Below are 15,891 nucleotides of genomic sequence, written 5' to 3' on the forward strand. Positions count from 1 at the left end.
GCGTCATCGTTGACGCCCTTCGCGAGCAAGCCTCGCTCCTACAGGGGATCGCGGCGTATCAGGGTTTGCGCGCAGCTACTTGCCAGACCCGCGCGATATCGCTCGCTCGCTCACTGAGCAAGCGCGGCGCCTCGGTGCACGCCTGTTCCAGCGTCATCGGCCCGCTCGCCAGGGCAAACGCGGCATCGATGCCATGCTCGTACAAGGCCTGATAGCCCTCACCCAACGTGCCGGCAATGACGATCACCGGTACGCCGTGTTGCCGAGCGACCCGCGCAACGCCAAACGGAGTCTTGCCGCGCAAGGTCTGCGCATCGAAACGACCTTCGCCAGTGATCACCAGATCGGCGTCTTTTACCGCCTCGGCCAGACCAACCAGTTCGGCGACCACTTCAACGCCGGCCTTGAATTGCGCGCCGAGAAACGCCTTGGCGCCAAATCCCAGACCGCCCGCTGCGCCGCTCCCCGGTTCGTCGCGCACGTCTTTGTTGAGGGCCTGGGCGCACAACTCGGCAAAGTGCCCGAGTGCGTGATCCAGTTGTTCGACCTGCGCAGGCGTCGCGCCTTTTTGCGGGCCGAAAATCGCAGAGGCGCCGTGGGGGCCGCACAGTGGATTGTTGACGTCGGCGGCGATATCGAAGCGCACCTGGGCCAAACGCGGATCCATGTCACTCAAATCGATGCGAGCCAGTTGCGCCAGCGCCAGTCCGCCCGGCGCCAGGGTTTCGCCCCGGGCATCCAGCAGCTTCACGCCCAAGGCTTGCATCGCCCCGGCGCCAGCGTCGTTGGTGGCGCTGCCGCCAATCCCCAGGATCACCCGTTGCGCCCCGGCATCGAGCGCAGCGCGGATCAGCTCGCCGGTGCCGAACGTGCTGCTGATACAGGCATCACGCTGCCCCGGCGGCACGAGTTGCAAACCACTGGCCTCGGCCATTTCAATGATTGCCGTCAGGCTCTGTGGCAGCCAGCCCCACGCGGCATCAACCGTTGTACCCAGCGGGCCTCGGACATTCGTGCGACGCAGTTGCCCTTCGCATGCCGCCAGCACCGACTCGACCGTCCCTTCCCCGCCGTCGGCCATCGGGCATTTGACCAACTGCGCATCGGGCCAGACTTGCGCCAGCCCCAGAGCAATGGCGTCGGCCACACCCTGGGCACTCAGGCTGTCCTTGAACGAATCGGGGGCAATGACGATTTTCATGCGAATTCTCCAGTTCCAAGGCCCTCATGCTGCCAGCAGGTCAGAACAATAACGCCGGTCCGCTGCACAAGCGGCATGGAGGATTATTGTTCATTTCTACAAATCCTGTGATCGAGTCAGCATTGATACTGGATGTGAGGGCCTCATCGCTAGCAGGCTAGCTCCCACAGGGGATCTTCAGTGACCACCAAATTTGTGAGCGACCAGAATCAAATGTGGGAGCGGGCTTGCTCGCGAATGCGGTGTTTCATTCAGCAGTGATGTTGGCTGATCCACCGCTTTCGCGAGCAAGCCCGCTCCCACAGGAGGATTGTGTGCATCATGGGTTTGCGTCGGTTTGTGGGAGCAGTTGCACGCCGAGGTAAAGGGCCAGCATGCCATCGAGGCGTAACGGATCCACGCCGCTGAGCTCGGCAATCCGCTCCATGCGATAACGCAAACTGTTGCGATGAATCCCCAACGCATCGGCACACGCCTGACTCTGGCCGTCGTGGTCGCACCAACTGCGCAAGGTCGCCAGCAGTTGGCCGTTGCCATCCTTGGCGATGACTTTGCGCAATGGCTTGAGCAGTTCGTCCAGTGCATCGTCGTTGCGATGTCGCCAGAGCATCACCGGCAGACGATAACGGGTCAGTGTCAGCAAGCGCGAATGCGGCAGGACATCACGCCCGTAAGCCAGCAAGTCGCCGACCCGGCGATAGCAACGGCGCAAGCCCGACAAGCCATCCGCCTGCCCGCCCACAGCGATACGCAAGATATTCCAGCCAAGGCCGTCGAGCTTTTCCAGCAGACGTTCGTTCTCGATCGCCTGATTCGCCGGTCGACACCACAGCAACGACGACTTGGCCGAACTCACGCACCAACTGTCCGGGTAACGCGAGGTCAGCCAGGCGCTGAGCGCGTCGACGGTTTGCCCCGGCCCGTGCTCCATCCCCAGCTCGAACAGATACGGCACCCGTGTCATCTGCGGTTTGAGCCCAAGCTGCTGCGCTTCATCGATCAGCCGCGGCGATTCCCCCGCTTCGCTCAGCAGCAGCGCCAGCAGGTCATCGCAACGCTGGCGCCGCCATTGCTGCTCGGCTTGCTGGTTGCGCTGGCCTACCAGCATCTCGGCGGTCATGCGTACCAGTTCGGCATAGGTGCGCAGTTGTTCCGGTTCACCGGTGATGCCCAGCACGCCGATCAAGCGCTGATCGAGCAACAGCGGCAGGTTGATCCCCGGCTGCACGCCTTTGAGATGGATCGCCGTTTGCGCATCGATTTCCACCACGCGCCCGTTGGCCAGCACCAGTTGTGCGCCTTCGTGCCGGGTGTTGACCCGCTCCGATTCACCGCTGCCGAGAATCAAGCCCTGGCTGTCCATGACGTTGACGTTGTACGGCAGGATGGCCATCGCCCGGTCGACGATGTCCTGGGCCAGGTCGTGATCGAGTTCGAACATAGGGGGAATCCTTGCAAGCGTGATGGATCGGGGTTGTTCACCCGCACAGGGCTGGGTGACAAACCCTGTGCTCAGGCACAAAGACAGCAGCCCTGAGGGTGGCCGAGACTCTCAAGGCGATCAACGTTACCCTTTGCATCGCAAAAAATCATAATAAAGAGAGAGCCCGCCATGTCACAGAGCGCCGCCGCTACCCAGGCCATCGTTGACGAAAAAAATGCCGTCTACAAACGCATTACCCTGCGTTTGATCCCCTTCATTTTCATCTGCTACCTGTTCAACTACCTCGACCGGGTGAACGTTGGATTTGCCAAGCTGCAGATGCTCGACGCACTGAAATTCAGCGAAACCGTGTACGGCCTCGGGGCCGGGATCTTCTTTATCGGCTACGTGCTGTGCGGCGTGCCGAGCAACCTGGCGTTGACCAAGTTCGGCCCGCGCCGCTGGATCGCGTTGATGATGATCGTCTGGGGCACGCTGTCGACCTGCCTGCTGTTCGTCACCACCCCGACCGAGTTCTACACCTTGCGCCTGTTCACCGGCGCGGCCGAAGCCGGGTTCTTCCCGGGTGTGGTGCTGTACCTCTCGCAGTGGTTCCCGACCTTCCGCCGTGGCCGCATCATGGCGTTGTTCATGTCGGCGATCCCTGTGTCCGGCCTGCTCGGCAGCCCGTTTTCCGGCTGGATTCTCAACCACTTCGCCGCCGGCCAGGGCGGTCTGGCCGGCTGGCAGTGGATGTTCCTGCTGCAAGGCATTCCGACCGTGATCCTCGGCGCCCTCGCCTACTTCCTGCTCAGCGACAGTTACGCCAACGCCAAGTGGCTCACGCCGTTCGAGCGCTCGGTACTGGAAGCCGACCACGCGGAAGACCTGGCCAACAAACCGAAAACCACCACCGATTCGCTGCTGGCGGTGTTCAAGAATCCGGCGATCTGGGCGTTCGGGCTGATTTACTTCTGCATCCAGAGCGGCGTCTACGCGATCAACTTCTGGCTGCCGTCGATCATCAAGAACCTGGGTTTCAGCGATAACCTGGTGATCGGCTGGTTGAGTGCCATTCCGTACCTGCTGGCGGCGGTGTTCATGCTGATGGTCGGCCGCTCGGCGGACTTGCGCAAAGAACGTCGCTGGCATTTGGTGGTGCCGATGCTGATGGGCGCTGTCGGCCTGCTGATCGCCGTTAACTTCGCCACCACGCCAGCCATTGCAATTCTTGGCCTGACGATCGCCACCATGGGCGCCCTCACCGGCCTGCCGATGTTCTGGCCGGTGCCGACTGCGCTGCTGAGTGCCGGCGCTGCGGCGGGTGGGCTGGCATTGATCAACTCCATGGGGCAGATGGCCGGGTTCCTCAGTCCATACCTGGTGGGCTGGGTCAAGGACAGCACCGGTTCGACCGACGCCGCGTTGTACCTGCTGGCGGGCGTGATTGTCTGTGGCAGCTTGCTGGCGCTGCGCATGACGTGCACTTTGCGGGTCTGATAGAAGCGAATCCAGTGTGGGAGCGGGCTTGCTCGCGAATGCGGTGTGTCAGTCACCATAAAGTCGCCTGATACGACGCCTTCGCGAGCAAGCCCGCTCCCACATTTTGATTCGGGGTGTTCGATAATTCACTTTGATCCGCGCGGTTGTTCTGGTATTTGATTGAGCCTTTCCCTCCGGTAAAAGGATTTCGTCATGAGCTATCGCACGCTGGGTCATTCGGGTTTGCAGGTGTCCACCCTGACCCTGGGCACCATGATGTTCGGCGAACAGACCAGCACCGAAGATTCCCTGCGGATCATCGACAAGGCCTGGGACCAAGGCATCAATTTCATCGACACGGCCGACGTCTACACCGGCGGCCGCTCCGAGGAAATCGTCGGCGAAGCGATTGCCGGTAACCGCCACGAATGGGTGCTCGCCACCAAGGTCGGTTTCGGCCCGGTGGACGGCGTGCCGAACCGCAGCGGTCTGAGCCGCAAGCACATCTTCAATGGCATCGATGCCAGCCTGACCCGCCTCGGCACCGACTACGTCGACATTTATTACCTGCACCGCGAAGACCACAACACGCCGCTGGACGTCACGGTGTCGGCCATCGGCGACCTGATTCGCCAAGGCAAAATCCGCTATTGGGGCTTGTCGAATTACCGTGGCTGGCGCATCGCCGAGGTGATCCGCATCGCTGATAAACTGGGGGTTGACCGCCCCGTCATCAGCCAGCCGTTGTACAACATCGTCAACCGTCAGGCTGAAACCGAACAGATCACCGCGGCGCAGAACTACGGCCTTGGCGTGGTGCCTTACAGCCCGCTGGCGCGCGGCGTACTCAGTGGCAAATACGCGCCGGATGTGAAACCGGACGCCAACAGCCGCGCCGGACGCGCCGACAAACGTATTCTGGAAACGGAATGGCGCGTGGAATCCCTGCGCATTGCCCAGCAGATCCAGCAATACACGCAAGGTCGTGGCGTGGGCATCGTCGAGTTCGCGATTGCCTGGGTGCTGAACAACAACGCCGTCACCTCCGCCATTGTCGGACCGCGCACCGAAGAACAATGGGACGCCTACACTAAGGCGCAGGCGGTGAAGATCACGGCTGAGGATGAAGCGTTTATCGACTCGCTGGTGACACCGGGGCATGCGTCGACGCCGGGGTTCAATGATGTGAGCCATTTCGTGTCCGGCCGTAAGCCCCGCAACACCTGAAGCAGCGCAATCCAATGTGGGAGCGGGCTTGCTCGCGAAAGCGGTTCCAAATTCAACATTGATGTTGACTGATACACCGCTTTCGCGAGCAAGCCCGCTCCCACACTCGATTAGTGTTGATCGATCGGCCGATATTCACTTCGGAAACCACGTATCCTCCGCCCCCCCGTTTCACCTTCAACTTCGCGAGGACAGTTTGTCTAAAGGTATCGCTCTATCGGTCTCGGCCTCGGTGCTGTTTGCCGTCATGTATTACTACACCTCACTGCTCGCCCCGTTGAGCGGTGTGGAAATTTTCGGTTGGCGAATGCTGCTGACGGTGCCGTGCATGACCGTGTTCATGGTGGTGTCCGGGGAATGGAAACGCGTGGTCGAGATTGTGCGGCGAGCCACCGCCCAGCCGAAACTGATCGCCGGCCTGATCGCCTCCTCCGCCCTGCTCGGCGTGCAGCTCTGGTTGTTCATGTGGGCACCGCTCAACGGCTACAGCCTCGATGTGTCGCTGGGCTATTTCCTGCTGCCGCTGACCATGGTCCTGACCGGGCGACTGGCCTACGGTGAGCGCCTGTCCTATCTGCAAAAGATTGCCGTATTTTTCGCCTGCCTCGGGGTGATCAACGAGGTGTATCAGGTCGGTGGTTTTTCCTGGGCGACCCTGCTGGTGTGCGTCGGCTACCCGACCTATTTCATCCTGCGCAAGCGTCTGGCAGCGGACAACCTGGGCGGCCTATGGCTGGACATGGCACTCACGCTGCCCGTGGCCTTCTGGTTCGTGCAGACCGGCGAGCAAGGTTTCAGTGTGTTTGACCAGCATCCGTGGCTGTCGCTGTTGATCCCGATTCTCGGCGTGATCAGTGCCTCGGCGCTGGTGATCTACATCATCGCCAGCCGACTGCTGCCGTTCAGCCTGTTCGGGTTGTTGAGCTACGTCGAGCCGGTGCTGTTGCTGGGCGTTGCGCTACTGCTTGGGGAAAGCATCAAGGCGGGGGAATGGCTGACCTATATTCCGATCTGGATGGCGGTGCTGGTGCTGGTGTTCGAGGGCTTCAAACACTTGGTCCGGCAGCGCAAACCTTAAATACACACCAACAAATGTGGGAGCGGGCTTGCTCGCGAAAGCGGCGTGTCAGTCAACATCATTGCTGAATGACACACCGCTTTCGCGAGCAAGCCCGCTCCCACAGTTTTATCGCGGTAACGGTTTAGTCGGTAGACAACACACCACGACGAACCTGATCACGCTCAATCGATTCGAACAACGCCTTGAAGTTGCCTTCGCCGAAGCCATCGTCGCCTTTACGCTGGATGAACTCGAAGAACACCGGCCCCATCAGGGTTTCCGAGAAGATCTGCAACAGCAGACGCTTGTCGCCCGACTCGGACGAACCGTCGAGCAGAATGCCGCGCGCCTGCAGTTGATCAACCGGCTCGCCGTGGTTCGGCAAACGCCCTTCGAGCATTTCGTAATAGGTTTCCGGTGGCGCGGTCATGAAGCGCATGCCGATGCTTTTCAGGTGATCCCAGGTCTTGATCAGGTCATCGCTGAGGAAGGCTACGTGCTGGATGCCTTCGCCGTTGAACTGCATCAGGAACTCTTCGATCTGCCCGGCGCCCTTGGACGACTCTTCGTTCAACGGGATGCGGATCATGCCGTCCGGCGCGGTCATCGCCTTGGAGGTCAGGCCGGTGTATTCGCCCTTGATGTCGAAGTAACGGATTTCACGGAAGTTGAACAGCTTCTCGTAGAAGTTCGCCCAGTACGCCATGCGACCGCGATACACGTTGTGGGTCAGGTGGTCGATGATCTTCAGGCCAGCGCCAACCGGGTTGCGGTCAACACCTTCGATGAATACGAAGTCGATGTCGTAGATCGAGCTGCCTTCGCCGAAACGGTCGATCAGGTACAGCGGCGCGCCGCCGATGCCTTTGATCGCTGGCAGGTTCAGTTCCATCGGGCCGGTTTCGATGTGGATCGGCTGGGCGCCGATTTCCAGCGCGCGTTTGTAGGCCAGTTGCGAATCCTTGACGCGGAACGCCATGCCGCACACCGACGGGCCGTGCTCGGCCGCGAAGTACGAAGCGACGCTGTGGGGTTCGTTGTTGAGGATCAGGTTGATCGCGCCCTGGCGATACAGGTGCACGTCTTTGGAGCGGTGGCTCGCAACCTTGGTGAAGCCCATGATCTCGAAGATCGGCTCCAGCGTGTTCGGGGTTGGCGATGCGAATTCGATGAATTCAAAGCCCATCAGGCCCATTGGGTTTTCGTATAAATCTGCCATTTTGGCGCCTCATCATTTTTTAGAATTAACGTAACGTTAGTTTCAAGAAATGCTGAAGCCGGCGGGTGGCGCACAGGAAATGCCTCGCACGCTGCGGGCGAGGAAGTCACCGTAGATCAATTGAAACCCGAAACTCTTCATTGTCGACCCAAGGCTGATACGGGCGAGGCTTCTGCTGCCAGAAGACGATTATTCTTATATGCGTAACCGGATTCTACACAGCGTAAACAGATTTGTCCGTCTTCTGTATCAAATCCCCTTTTTCCCTGCTCGCGCAAGGGGTTTGTTGCACAGGAAAATCCCCACCAGGATCAACCCGCCGCCCAGACACATCGCCAACGTCAGTTGCTCGCCCAACAGCAATGCGCCGAGGATGACCGCAGTCAGCGGGTTGAGGGCAATGAACACGCCGGACCGGGTCGCGCCGATTTTGCGGATGCCATCGTAATAGCCGATATACGCCAGCGCCGAGCCCAAAACACCGAGGTACATCAAGCTTAACCATTGCTGCGCCCCCAGGCCGACCATCGCCGCAATGCTCACCTCGCCCCTGACGGAGCTGACAACCCAGAGCATCACCGTGCCGAGCAGGATCGAATATGTCACGGTTTGCATCGGCCCCAGGGTCTGGTTCAGGTCTTTGGCGCACAGCGAATAAATCCCCCAGCTCAGAACGCAGCCGAAAATCAGCAGATCACCGACCCACGCGTCGGCATTGCCGGCCAGCAATTGCGGGTTGCGGCTGACAATCACCAGGCTCGCTCCAACGATGCAGATCGCGATACCGGCGACCTTTACCCGACTCAAACGCTCCTTGAACAGCAGCCACGAGGCCAATCCAATGACCGCCGGGTTCAACGCCACGATCAAGGACGCCCTGGAGGCATTGATGTAATGCAGACCATAAAAGAAGCACAGGTTGTAGAAGAAGATGCCGAAGAACCCCAGCAGCGTCAGTTGCAGCCATTGCCTGGGGCTGGGCCGTGCCAACGGCACTCGGGCCACCAGCAAAAACAGCAACAACGCCGCGCTCGCCAGCAAAAATCGCAGGCTTGCAGCGAACAACGGGCTGACGCTTTCCGCCAGAAAACGCCCGGCAACGAAGGTGCCACCCCAGATCATCGTGACGGCAGCGAGCTTGAAATACACCGCCACATCGGAGGGGTCAGACACCCTGTGTTCATATGCAGTCATAAGTCCCCGGATTGAGAAGTCGAACGGATGACGTATCATTCGATTAATACCCAGTCATCGTAAAATGAGTAAAGACTCATGACCCTCACCCAATTGGAGATCTTCTCGCTGGTGGCCGAGCTCCAAGGCTTCACGGCAGCGGCCCATCGCCTGGGGATTTCGCAATCGGCGGTGTCTCACGCCCTCAAGTCGCTGGAGCAGGAGCTGGGTGTCGAACTGCTGCGGCGGCATCAATCCCGGGTCGAACTCAGCGATATCGGCCAACAGCTGTTGCTGCGGGCCCGGGCGATGCTCGGGCTGGCCAACACGTTGCGCCAGGAAGCGGCCGATGCCCGCGGGATGAAGCGCGGCACGCTGCGCATCGGCTCGTTCGGCCCGACCTCGTCGATCAAGCTGTTGCCGATGATCCTGCAACAGTACCGAGCCTCTCACCCTGGCATCGAGGTCCATATTGATGAAGGACCCGACCGCCAGGTCATCCAGTGGCTGGAAGAACGACGCATCGACATCGGCTTTGTGGTGTTGCCCCAGGAGCGTTTCGACACCTTCGCGCTGATCGAGGACCAAATGGTCGCGTTGCTGCCCGTCGATCATCCGCTGGCGGTTCGCGACAGCGTAAGCCTGGGCGATTTGTGCCAGGACTCTTTCGTGCTGACAGAGGCCGGCTCTTCTGAGCTGGTTTCACGGATGTTCAGCGCGGCGCACCTGACGCCGAACATTCGCTATCGCTGCTCGCAACTGCTGAGCACGCTGGACACTGTTGGCCGGGGGGAGGCCTTGACGGTGGTCGCTGAAGGCTCACTGCCCGATGGCCGCGACGACCGCTACGTGAAAAAACCGCTGTCGCCAACGGTCGCACGCCAGGTGGGTCTGGCGGTGCTCGACCGGCGTCAGTCTTCGCCGGCAACGCTGGCCTTCATCAAACTGGCCACTCGACTGGACTACCGTTGAGCGGCATAAGCCTTGAACGCCAACTATCATGGCCTCTGATCGAACTCTTTTTGGGAGGCGCGCCGTTGTCCTGCCCGCATTTGAGAGCCCTATTCCATCGTTACAGGTTTCGCGAATGCCACTGACAGTCAAAACCCGACGGAAACGCGGTACCCGGATTGCCGTGACGGTGTTGAGCGGTTTGCTCCCGATGTTGCTGGGGGTCGCCATTCTTTGCTGGCAGGCTGAACGTGCGCTCAAGCACAGTACCGAGCAGACTGCCGAAGAAGCCGTTCGCCAGTTCGAATTGATGCTCGACAACACCGCCCAGGCCGCGCGCGAGTTATTGCCGCTGGCCGGCCAATCCTGTAACGACGTCAAACTCGCCTTGCGCGAACAGGTCACCCGCCGCCCGTTCGTGCGCTCGACGAATCTGGTCTGGGACGACAACCTCTATTGCAGTTCGTTGTTTGGTGACTATCAGGAAAAGGTCAACGCCGGGGACTACACCCAAGGCAGGTTATGGCTCATGAATGGCAACCCGGTCACGCCCAATTCCGCGTTGTTGGTGTACCGGCTCAGCGAGGGAAAAAAGGGAGCGCTGACCACTCTGGACGGTTATCACTTGAGTAACGTGTTGCGCCTGATTGGTCGCAAGACATTGCTGTTGCTGCAAGTCGGCCCAAACTGGTTGTCGGCTGACGGCAAGGTTCACGAAGACGCCCTTCCCACCCTGCCCGTCGCCGAAAGCAAAATGCTGTCCTCGCGTTACGCTTTCGCCGTTGCGGCTGGTTTCCCTGAGGGTGAGACCTGGCGCTACATGAGCAGCGAATATCCGCCGCTGTTCAGCCTGTTGATCTTTTTTGGCGTCGTGTCCGGTCTGATTGGGCATGTTTTGCAAAAGCGCTCGACGTCACCCAGTCATGAACTGCAGCGTGCGCTGGAGGCAGCGGAGTTCGTTCCGTATTTTCAGCCGGTGGTGCATGGCACGAGCAAGAAGTGGTCCGGCACCGAAGTATTGATGCGCTGGAATCATCCGAAGGAAGGCCTGGTGCGGCCTGACCTGTTCATCCCGTTTGCCGAGCACTCTGGCCTGATCGTACCGATGACTCGCTCACTGATGCAGCAAACTGCGCAATGGCTGGCGCCTGTCTCTTCCTCGTTCGACGAACCGTTTCACATCGGCATCAACATCACCGCCAGCCACTGTAAGGACCTGGCGCTGGTCGAGGATTGCCGGGAGTTTCTCGGTGCATTTGCGCCGGGCTCCATCCATCTGGTACTGGAACTGACCGAGCGTGAACTGATCGAGCCGACCGCCATCACCTTGCAATTGTTCGAGCAGCTTCGCGCGCTGGGCGTGATGATCGCCATCGACGACTTTGGCACCGGTCACTCGAGCCTGGGTTACTTGCGCCAGTTCAACGTGGATTTCCTGAAGATCGACCAGAGCTTTGTCGCCATGATCGGCGCCGATGCGCTGTCCCGGCACATTCTGGACAGCATCATCGAACTCTCGGCCAAACTCGATCTGGGCATTGTTGCCGAAGGCGTGGAAACCGAGGAGCAAAGTGCTTATCTCACGGCTCATGGTGTGAACTTCTTGCAAGGTTATCTGTTCGGACGGCCGATGCCCGGTGCCGACTTCATTGATGCATTAAGTCACCATTAACTAGCGCCGTTATGCGACAAGACAACGAGGCCCTGCACCGATTTGAATCAAAACACTACTCTTGTTACATGAAGAAAAAGTCAGGATTTACTCTTTGCCCATTAACTACTACAATTTTTCATGCCTGCGCTAGATTGGCAGGTGAGCCATTTATCACCGAGTCGCTTCAAGGCTCTTGGCTTATAGCTTTGTTTGCGGTTGGTATCAGCCAAACACACTATTGGAGTAAAGATATTGTCCAGACTCGCTGAATTTCGTGCAGCTGAAAAGGCCCTTCAAGAGCAGCTCAAGCAGCTGGAATCCCTGAAGAACGATGCCGGGCTCAAGAAAGAAATCGAATTCGAAGAAAAGCTCCAGGGGCTGATGAAAACCTACGGCAAGAGCCTGCGCGACATCATCGCCATCCTCGATCCGAACCCGGCCAAATCCGGCCTGCAACAGGCCGCTGCGCCTAAAACCCGCCGCGCTCGCGTGGTCAAGGTTTATCAGAACCCGCACACCGGTGAACTGATTGAAACCAAGGGCGGCAACCACCGCGGCCTGAAAGCCTGGAAGGAACAATACGGTGCTGGCACCGTTGATTCCTGGCTGCGCGGCTAAGCGCTCGCGGCGACAAAAAAAAGCCCTGCCTTGTGCAGGGCTTTTTTCATGGAGATCTTCCAAATGCAACGATTGGAATCGATCAACTCGCTACTTGCCGATTAACTTTTTGCTTAAACCCTTTTGGGTATCTAAAGATTGCGAAATGCACGACCGCGCAAACCTTTAACTAAAGTTTCAAGCTGTTACGAGCAACCTCTATTTCATCCAGGCTTGCCTTATAAGCCTCGGCCTGCCCCGCGTACGAAAGAACATAGGCCTTATCGGCATCCACCGCCGCGACCAATGTTTGCGACAGCACATGTCGGCCGTTTTGGGTGATCGTGCAGGTAGTTTCCAGTGCCGATAGCCGGCTCAAGGTCGCCGGATGGATTTTATTGCAGACGCTTTGATAGCCGCCCTGGAAGAAATCCTTCTGCACTGACTTGCGCATCTCCAGCAATACGCCTTGCAAATTTACCTGATGACCGCTTTCCACTGGCGTCACGGTCAACTCCATCACCACCACCGGCGTGCCGCCCTGATCATTCTTCACCGCGCGCTGGCGGGACACCTGAGGCTTGGCATCATCCAGCGGGATCGCTTCAATTTCCCAGCCGTCCGGCCACGTCACGATCGGCGCCTCTGCATGAGCGCAAGTAAAGCCTGACAGCAGAACCATCAGAACGAATGGCGTTTTACAGAATCGGATCATTGCAATGAACACTCACGGGTTGAACCGCAAAGTCTGAGCCTCGTCCGGCTGTCAGGCAATAGCCGACGGTTTGGGTTTGGTGATGCCTGCGCCCTTGCGTATCATGGTCGCCATCGTTAGCCCCACTTATTGTCCGGAGGGCCCATGAGCCTGCACGAATTGAACACCTTCCCGGGTGTTACCGCCCAACCTGATACCGCCACCCAGAAATTCGTCTTCAACCACACCATGCTGCGGGTCAAGGACATCACCAAGTCCCTGGATTTCTACACGCGCATCCTGGGTTTCTCGCTGGTTGAAAAACGTGATTTCCCGGAAGCCGAGTTCAGCCTGTATTTCCTGGCACTGGTCGACAAAGACCAGATCCCGGCCGATGCTGCCGCCCGTACCGAGTGGATGAAATCGATTCCCGGCATTCTCGAGCTGACCCACAACCACGGCACCGAAAACGACGCGGATTTTGCCTACCACAATGGCAACACCGACCCACGCGGGTTCGGTCACATTTGCATCTCGGTGCCGGACATTGTCGCTGCGTGCGAGCGCTTCGAAGCGTTGGGCTGCGATTTCCAGAAACGCCTGAACGATGGCCGCATGAAGAGCCTGGCGTTCATCAAGGATCCGGACGCCTACTGGGTTGAGATCATTCAGCCAGCGCCACTGTAATATTCAACACAGATCTAATGTGGGAGCGGGCTTGCTCGCGAATGCGGTGTGTCAATCAACATCATTGCTGAATGACACACCGCATTCGCGAGCAAGCCCGCTCTCACAGTTGGGAATGCCCAAGGCACAAAAAAACCCCATGATCACTCATGGGGTTTTGTGTTTTCAGCATCCGGTTTTATGCCGGGGCGGACGTCCGGATCAGGTGATCGAAGGCACTCAGGGAAGCCTTGGCGCCCTCGCCCACTGCAATCACGATCTGCTTGTACGGCACGGTCGTCACGTCACCAGCTGCAAACACACCTGGCAACGATGTCTCGCCACGCGCATCGACGATGATCTCGCCACGGGGCGACAACTCGACGGTACCTTTGAGCCAGTCGGTGTTCGGCAGCAAACCGATCTGCACGAAGATGCCTTCGAGATTGACCGTGTTGAACTCGCCCGAATCGCGATCCTTGTAGACCAGGCCAGTCACTTTCTGCCCGTCGCCCTTCACTTCACTGGTCAGCGCGCTGGTGATCACATTGACGTTCGGGAGGCTGAACAACTTGCGTTGCAGCACGGCGTCGGCGCGCAGCTTGCTATCAAACTCCAGCAACGTGACATGGCTGACAATACCGGCCAGATCGATCGCCGCTTCAACGCCGGAGTTACCGCCGCCAATCACCGCGACGCGCTTGCCTTTGAACAGCGGGCCGTCACAGTGCGGGCAGAAACACACGCCTTTGGCTTTATATTCCTGCTCCCCCGGCACGCCCATTTCACGCCAGCGCGCGCCAGTGGCGAGAATCAACGCCTTGGTTTTCAGGCTGGAACCGCTTTCGAAGCGCACTTCATGCAACTCGCCAGGGTTCTTCGCCGGGATCAGCGCAGTGGCCCGTTGCAGGTTCATGATGTCGACGTCGTACTGCTTGACGTGTTCTTCGAGCGCGCTGGCCAGTTTCGGCCCTTCGGTTTCCTGCACGGAGATGAAGTTTTCGATGGCCATGGTGTCGAGCACCTGCCCGCCAAAACGCTCAGCCGCGACGCCAGTGCGAATGCCTTTACGGGCGGCGTAGATCGCTGCCGAAGCACCGGCTGGACCACCACCGACCACCAGCACGTCAAAGGCTTCCTTGGCGCTGATTTTCTCGGCCTGGCGTTCGGCACCACTGGTGTCGATCTTGGCGAGGATTTCTTCCAGGCCCATGCGGCCCTGGCCGAAAATCTCACCATTCAGGTAAATGCTTGGCACGGCCATGATCTTGCGATCATCGACTTCGGCCTGGAACAACGCACCGTCGATAGCGACGTGGCGAATGTTCGGGTTCAGTACCGCCATCAGGTTCAGCGCCTGGACCACGTCCGGGCAGTTCTGGCAGGACAGCGAGAAGTAAGTCTCGAAGCTGAACGTGCCTTTGAGCGAGCGGATCTGTTCGATCACTTCCGCGCTGGCTTTCGAGGGGTGACCGCCGACTTGCAGCAGGGCCAGCACCAACGAGGTGAATTCATGGCCCATCGGGATACCGGCGAAACGCAGGCTGATATCGGCACCGGGGCGGTTGATCGAAAACGATGGCTTGCGTGCGTCGTCACCGTTGTCGAGCAAGGTAATCTGGGTGGAAAGACTGGCAACGTCTTTCAGCAGTTCGAGCATTTCCTGGGATTTCGCACCGTCGTCGAGGGATGCAACGATCTCGATCGGCTGGGTGACCCGTTCCAGGTACGATTTCAACTGGGCTTTAAGACTGGCGTCCAACATACGGGCGATTTCCATGCTGTTTGGTAAAGAAACGAATTCGAAAAAAAACGCCCGAGCGAATCTCGCCCGGGCGTTTTATAGGGCGGTGCAGCTTACTTAGTAGGTGCGGGATTCCGCCCTGATGAAGCGCGTCACAGACTTAGATCTTGCCGACCAGGTCCAGGGACGGAGCCAGAGTGGCCTCGCCTTCTTTCCACTTGGCTGGGCAAACCTGGCCTGGGTGAGCAGCGACGTACTGGGCAGCCTTGATTTTGCGCAGCAGCTCGGAAGCGTCACGGCCAACGCCGCCATCGTTCAGCTCAACGATTTTGATCTGGCCTTCAGGGTTGATCACGAAGGTGCCACGGTCAGCCAGACCAGCTTCTTCGATCAGCACGTCGAAGTTGCGGGAGATAGCGTGGGTCGGGTCGCCGATCATGGTGTACTGGATTTTGCCGATGGCTGGCGAAGTGTTGTGCCAGGCAGCGTGGGCAAAGTGGGTGTCAGTGGAAACGCTGTAGATTTCGACGCCCAGTTTCTGGAACGCGTCGTAGTTGTCAGCCAGGTCTTCCAGTTCGGTCGGGCAAACGAAGGTGAAGTCGGCTGGGTAGAAGAACACCACAGACCACTTGCCTTTCAGGTCAGCGTCCGAGACTTTTACGAAGTCGCCATTTTTGAAGGCGTCAGCTTTGAACGGTTTAACTTGGCTGTTGATGATAGGCATCGGTGACTCTCCGTCATGGGTTAAGAAGTTGATGGAGTGAACTTTACCCACTCGACGGACGGATGGCTCATTGGCA

Annotated in this window: 14 protein-coding genes; 7 read left to right on the forward strand and 7 right to left on the reverse strand. The window is 58.9% G+C overall.

Features of this window, described 5'->3' with window-relative positions; all coding sequences use genetic code 11:
- Positions 1–58 precede the first annotated feature (58 nt).
- Complete coding sequence (locus J2Y86_RS04200) at positions 59–1,201, reverse strand: glycerate kinase (RefSeq protein ID WP_253428390.1); 1,143 nt, start codon at positions 1,199–1,201, stop codon at positions 59–61.
- Positions 1,202–1,520: 319 nt separating this feature from the next.
- A complete protein-coding gene (locus J2Y86_RS04205) occupies positions 1,521–2,642 on the reverse strand; it encodes a sugar diacid recognition domain-containing protein (RefSeq protein ID WP_253428392.1) in 1,122 nt (373 codons plus the stop codon).
- A 171-nt stretch (positions 2,643–2,813) separates the two neighbouring features.
- Here J2Y86_RS04205 and J2Y86_RS04210 point away from each other — a divergent pair, with 171 nt between their 5' ends.
- The 3 genes from J2Y86_RS04210 to rarD all read left to right on the forward strand — a co-directional run bounded on the left by J2Y86_RS04210 (position 2,814) and on the right by rarD (position 6,411).
- Positions 2,814–4,124: an MFS transporter gene (locus J2Y86_RS04210; protein WP_253428394.1), complete on the forward strand. Its 1,311-nt coding sequence runs from the start codon at positions 2,814–2,816 to the stop codon at positions 4,122–4,124.
- 195 nt (positions 4,125–4,319) lie between these two features.
- Entirely contained in the window at positions 4,320–5,333 is a 1,014-nt protein-coding gene (locus J2Y86_RS04215; protein WP_253428396.1) for an aldo/keto reductase, read from the forward strand.
- Positions 5,334–5,529: 196 nt separating this feature from the next.
- Positions 5,530–6,411, forward strand: coding sequence for an EamA family transporter RarD (gene rarD, locus J2Y86_RS04220; RefSeq protein ID WP_253428399.1), 882 nt, complete (start codon positions 5,530–5,532; stop codon positions 6,409–6,411).
- Between the two features lie 124 nt (positions 6,412–6,535).
- Here the strand turns inward: rarD and hppD are convergent, their stop codons facing one another.
- On the reverse strand, positions 6,536–7,612 hold the full coding sequence (gene hppD, locus J2Y86_RS04230; protein ID WP_253428401.1) for a 4-hydroxyphenylpyruvate dioxygenase: 1,077 nt from the start codon (positions 7,610–7,612) through the stop codon (positions 6,536–6,538).
- Positions 7,613–7,861: 249 nt separating this feature from the next.
- Positions 7,862–8,806 (reverse strand): DMT family transporter, encoded by a 945-nt coding sequence (locus J2Y86_RS04235; RefSeq protein ID WP_253428403.1) that lies wholly within the window; start codon positions 8,804–8,806, stop codon positions 7,862–7,864.
- Positions 8,807–8,884: 78 nt separating this feature from the next.
- On the opposite strand from J2Y86_RS04235, the gene J2Y86_RS04240 reads away from it, so the two are divergent.
- The 3 genes from J2Y86_RS04240 to J2Y86_RS04250 all read left to right on the forward strand — a co-directional run bounded on the left by J2Y86_RS04240 (position 8,885) and on the right by J2Y86_RS04250 (position 12,008).
- Positions 8,885–9,757 carry a LysR family transcriptional regulator gene (locus tag J2Y86_RS04240; RefSeq protein WP_253428405.1) on the forward strand — a complete coding sequence of 291 codons (873 nt, stop codon included), beginning with the start codon at positions 8,885–8,887 and terminating at the stop codon, positions 9,755–9,757.
- Positions 9,758–9,872: 115 nt separating this feature from the next.
- Positions 9,873–11,408 (forward strand): EAL domain-containing protein, encoded by a 1,536-nt coding sequence (locus tag J2Y86_RS04245; RefSeq protein ID WP_253428407.1) that lies wholly within the window; start codon positions 9,873–9,875, stop codon positions 11,406–11,408.
- A gap of 234 nt (positions 11,409–11,642) precedes the next feature.
- Positions 11,643–12,008 carry a histone-like nucleoid-structuring protein, MvaT/MvaU family gene (locus tag J2Y86_RS04250; RefSeq protein ID WP_150770591.1) on the forward strand — a complete coding sequence of 122 codons (366 nt, stop codon included), beginning with the start codon at positions 11,643–11,645 and terminating at the stop codon, positions 12,006–12,008.
- Between the two features lie 169 nt (positions 12,009–12,177).
- Here the strand turns inward: J2Y86_RS04250 and J2Y86_RS04255 are convergent, their stop codons facing one another.
- On the reverse strand, positions 12,178–12,702 hold the full coding sequence (locus J2Y86_RS04255) for a DUF4946 domain-containing protein (RefSeq protein WP_253428409.1): 525 nt from the start codon (positions 12,700–12,702) through the stop codon (positions 12,178–12,180).
- A 144-nt stretch (positions 12,703–12,846) separates the two neighbouring features.
- Here J2Y86_RS04255 and gloA point away from each other — a divergent pair, with 144 nt between their 5' ends.
- On the forward strand, positions 12,847–13,368 hold the full coding sequence (gene gloA / locus J2Y86_RS04260; protein WP_084323329.1) for a lactoylglutathione lyase: 522 nt from the start codon (positions 12,847–12,849) through the stop codon (positions 13,366–13,368).
- 178 nt (positions 13,369–13,546) lie between these two features.
- Here gloA and ahpF read toward each other — a convergent pair whose 3' ends face one another.
- Together ahpF and ahpC are read right to left on the reverse strand one after the other, a co-directional pair.
- Entirely contained in the window at positions 13,547–15,112 is a 1,566-nt protein-coding gene (ahpF, locus tag J2Y86_RS04265; RefSeq protein WP_253428411.1) for an alkyl hydroperoxide reductase subunit F, read from the reverse strand.
- A 139-nt stretch (positions 15,113–15,251) separates the two neighbouring features.
- On the reverse strand, positions 15,252–15,815 hold the full coding sequence (gene ahpC, locus J2Y86_RS04270) for an alkyl hydroperoxide reductase subunit C (protein WP_007975937.1): 564 nt from the start codon (positions 15,813–15,815) through the stop codon (positions 15,252–15,254).
- Positions 15,816–15,891 lie beyond the last annotated feature (76 nt).

It is taken from the genome of Pseudomonas migulae (assembly GCF_024169315.1).
Taxonomy (GTDB): domain Bacteria; phylum Pseudomonadota; class Gammaproteobacteria; order Pseudomonadales; family Pseudomonadaceae; genus Aquipseudomonas; species Aquipseudomonas migulae_B.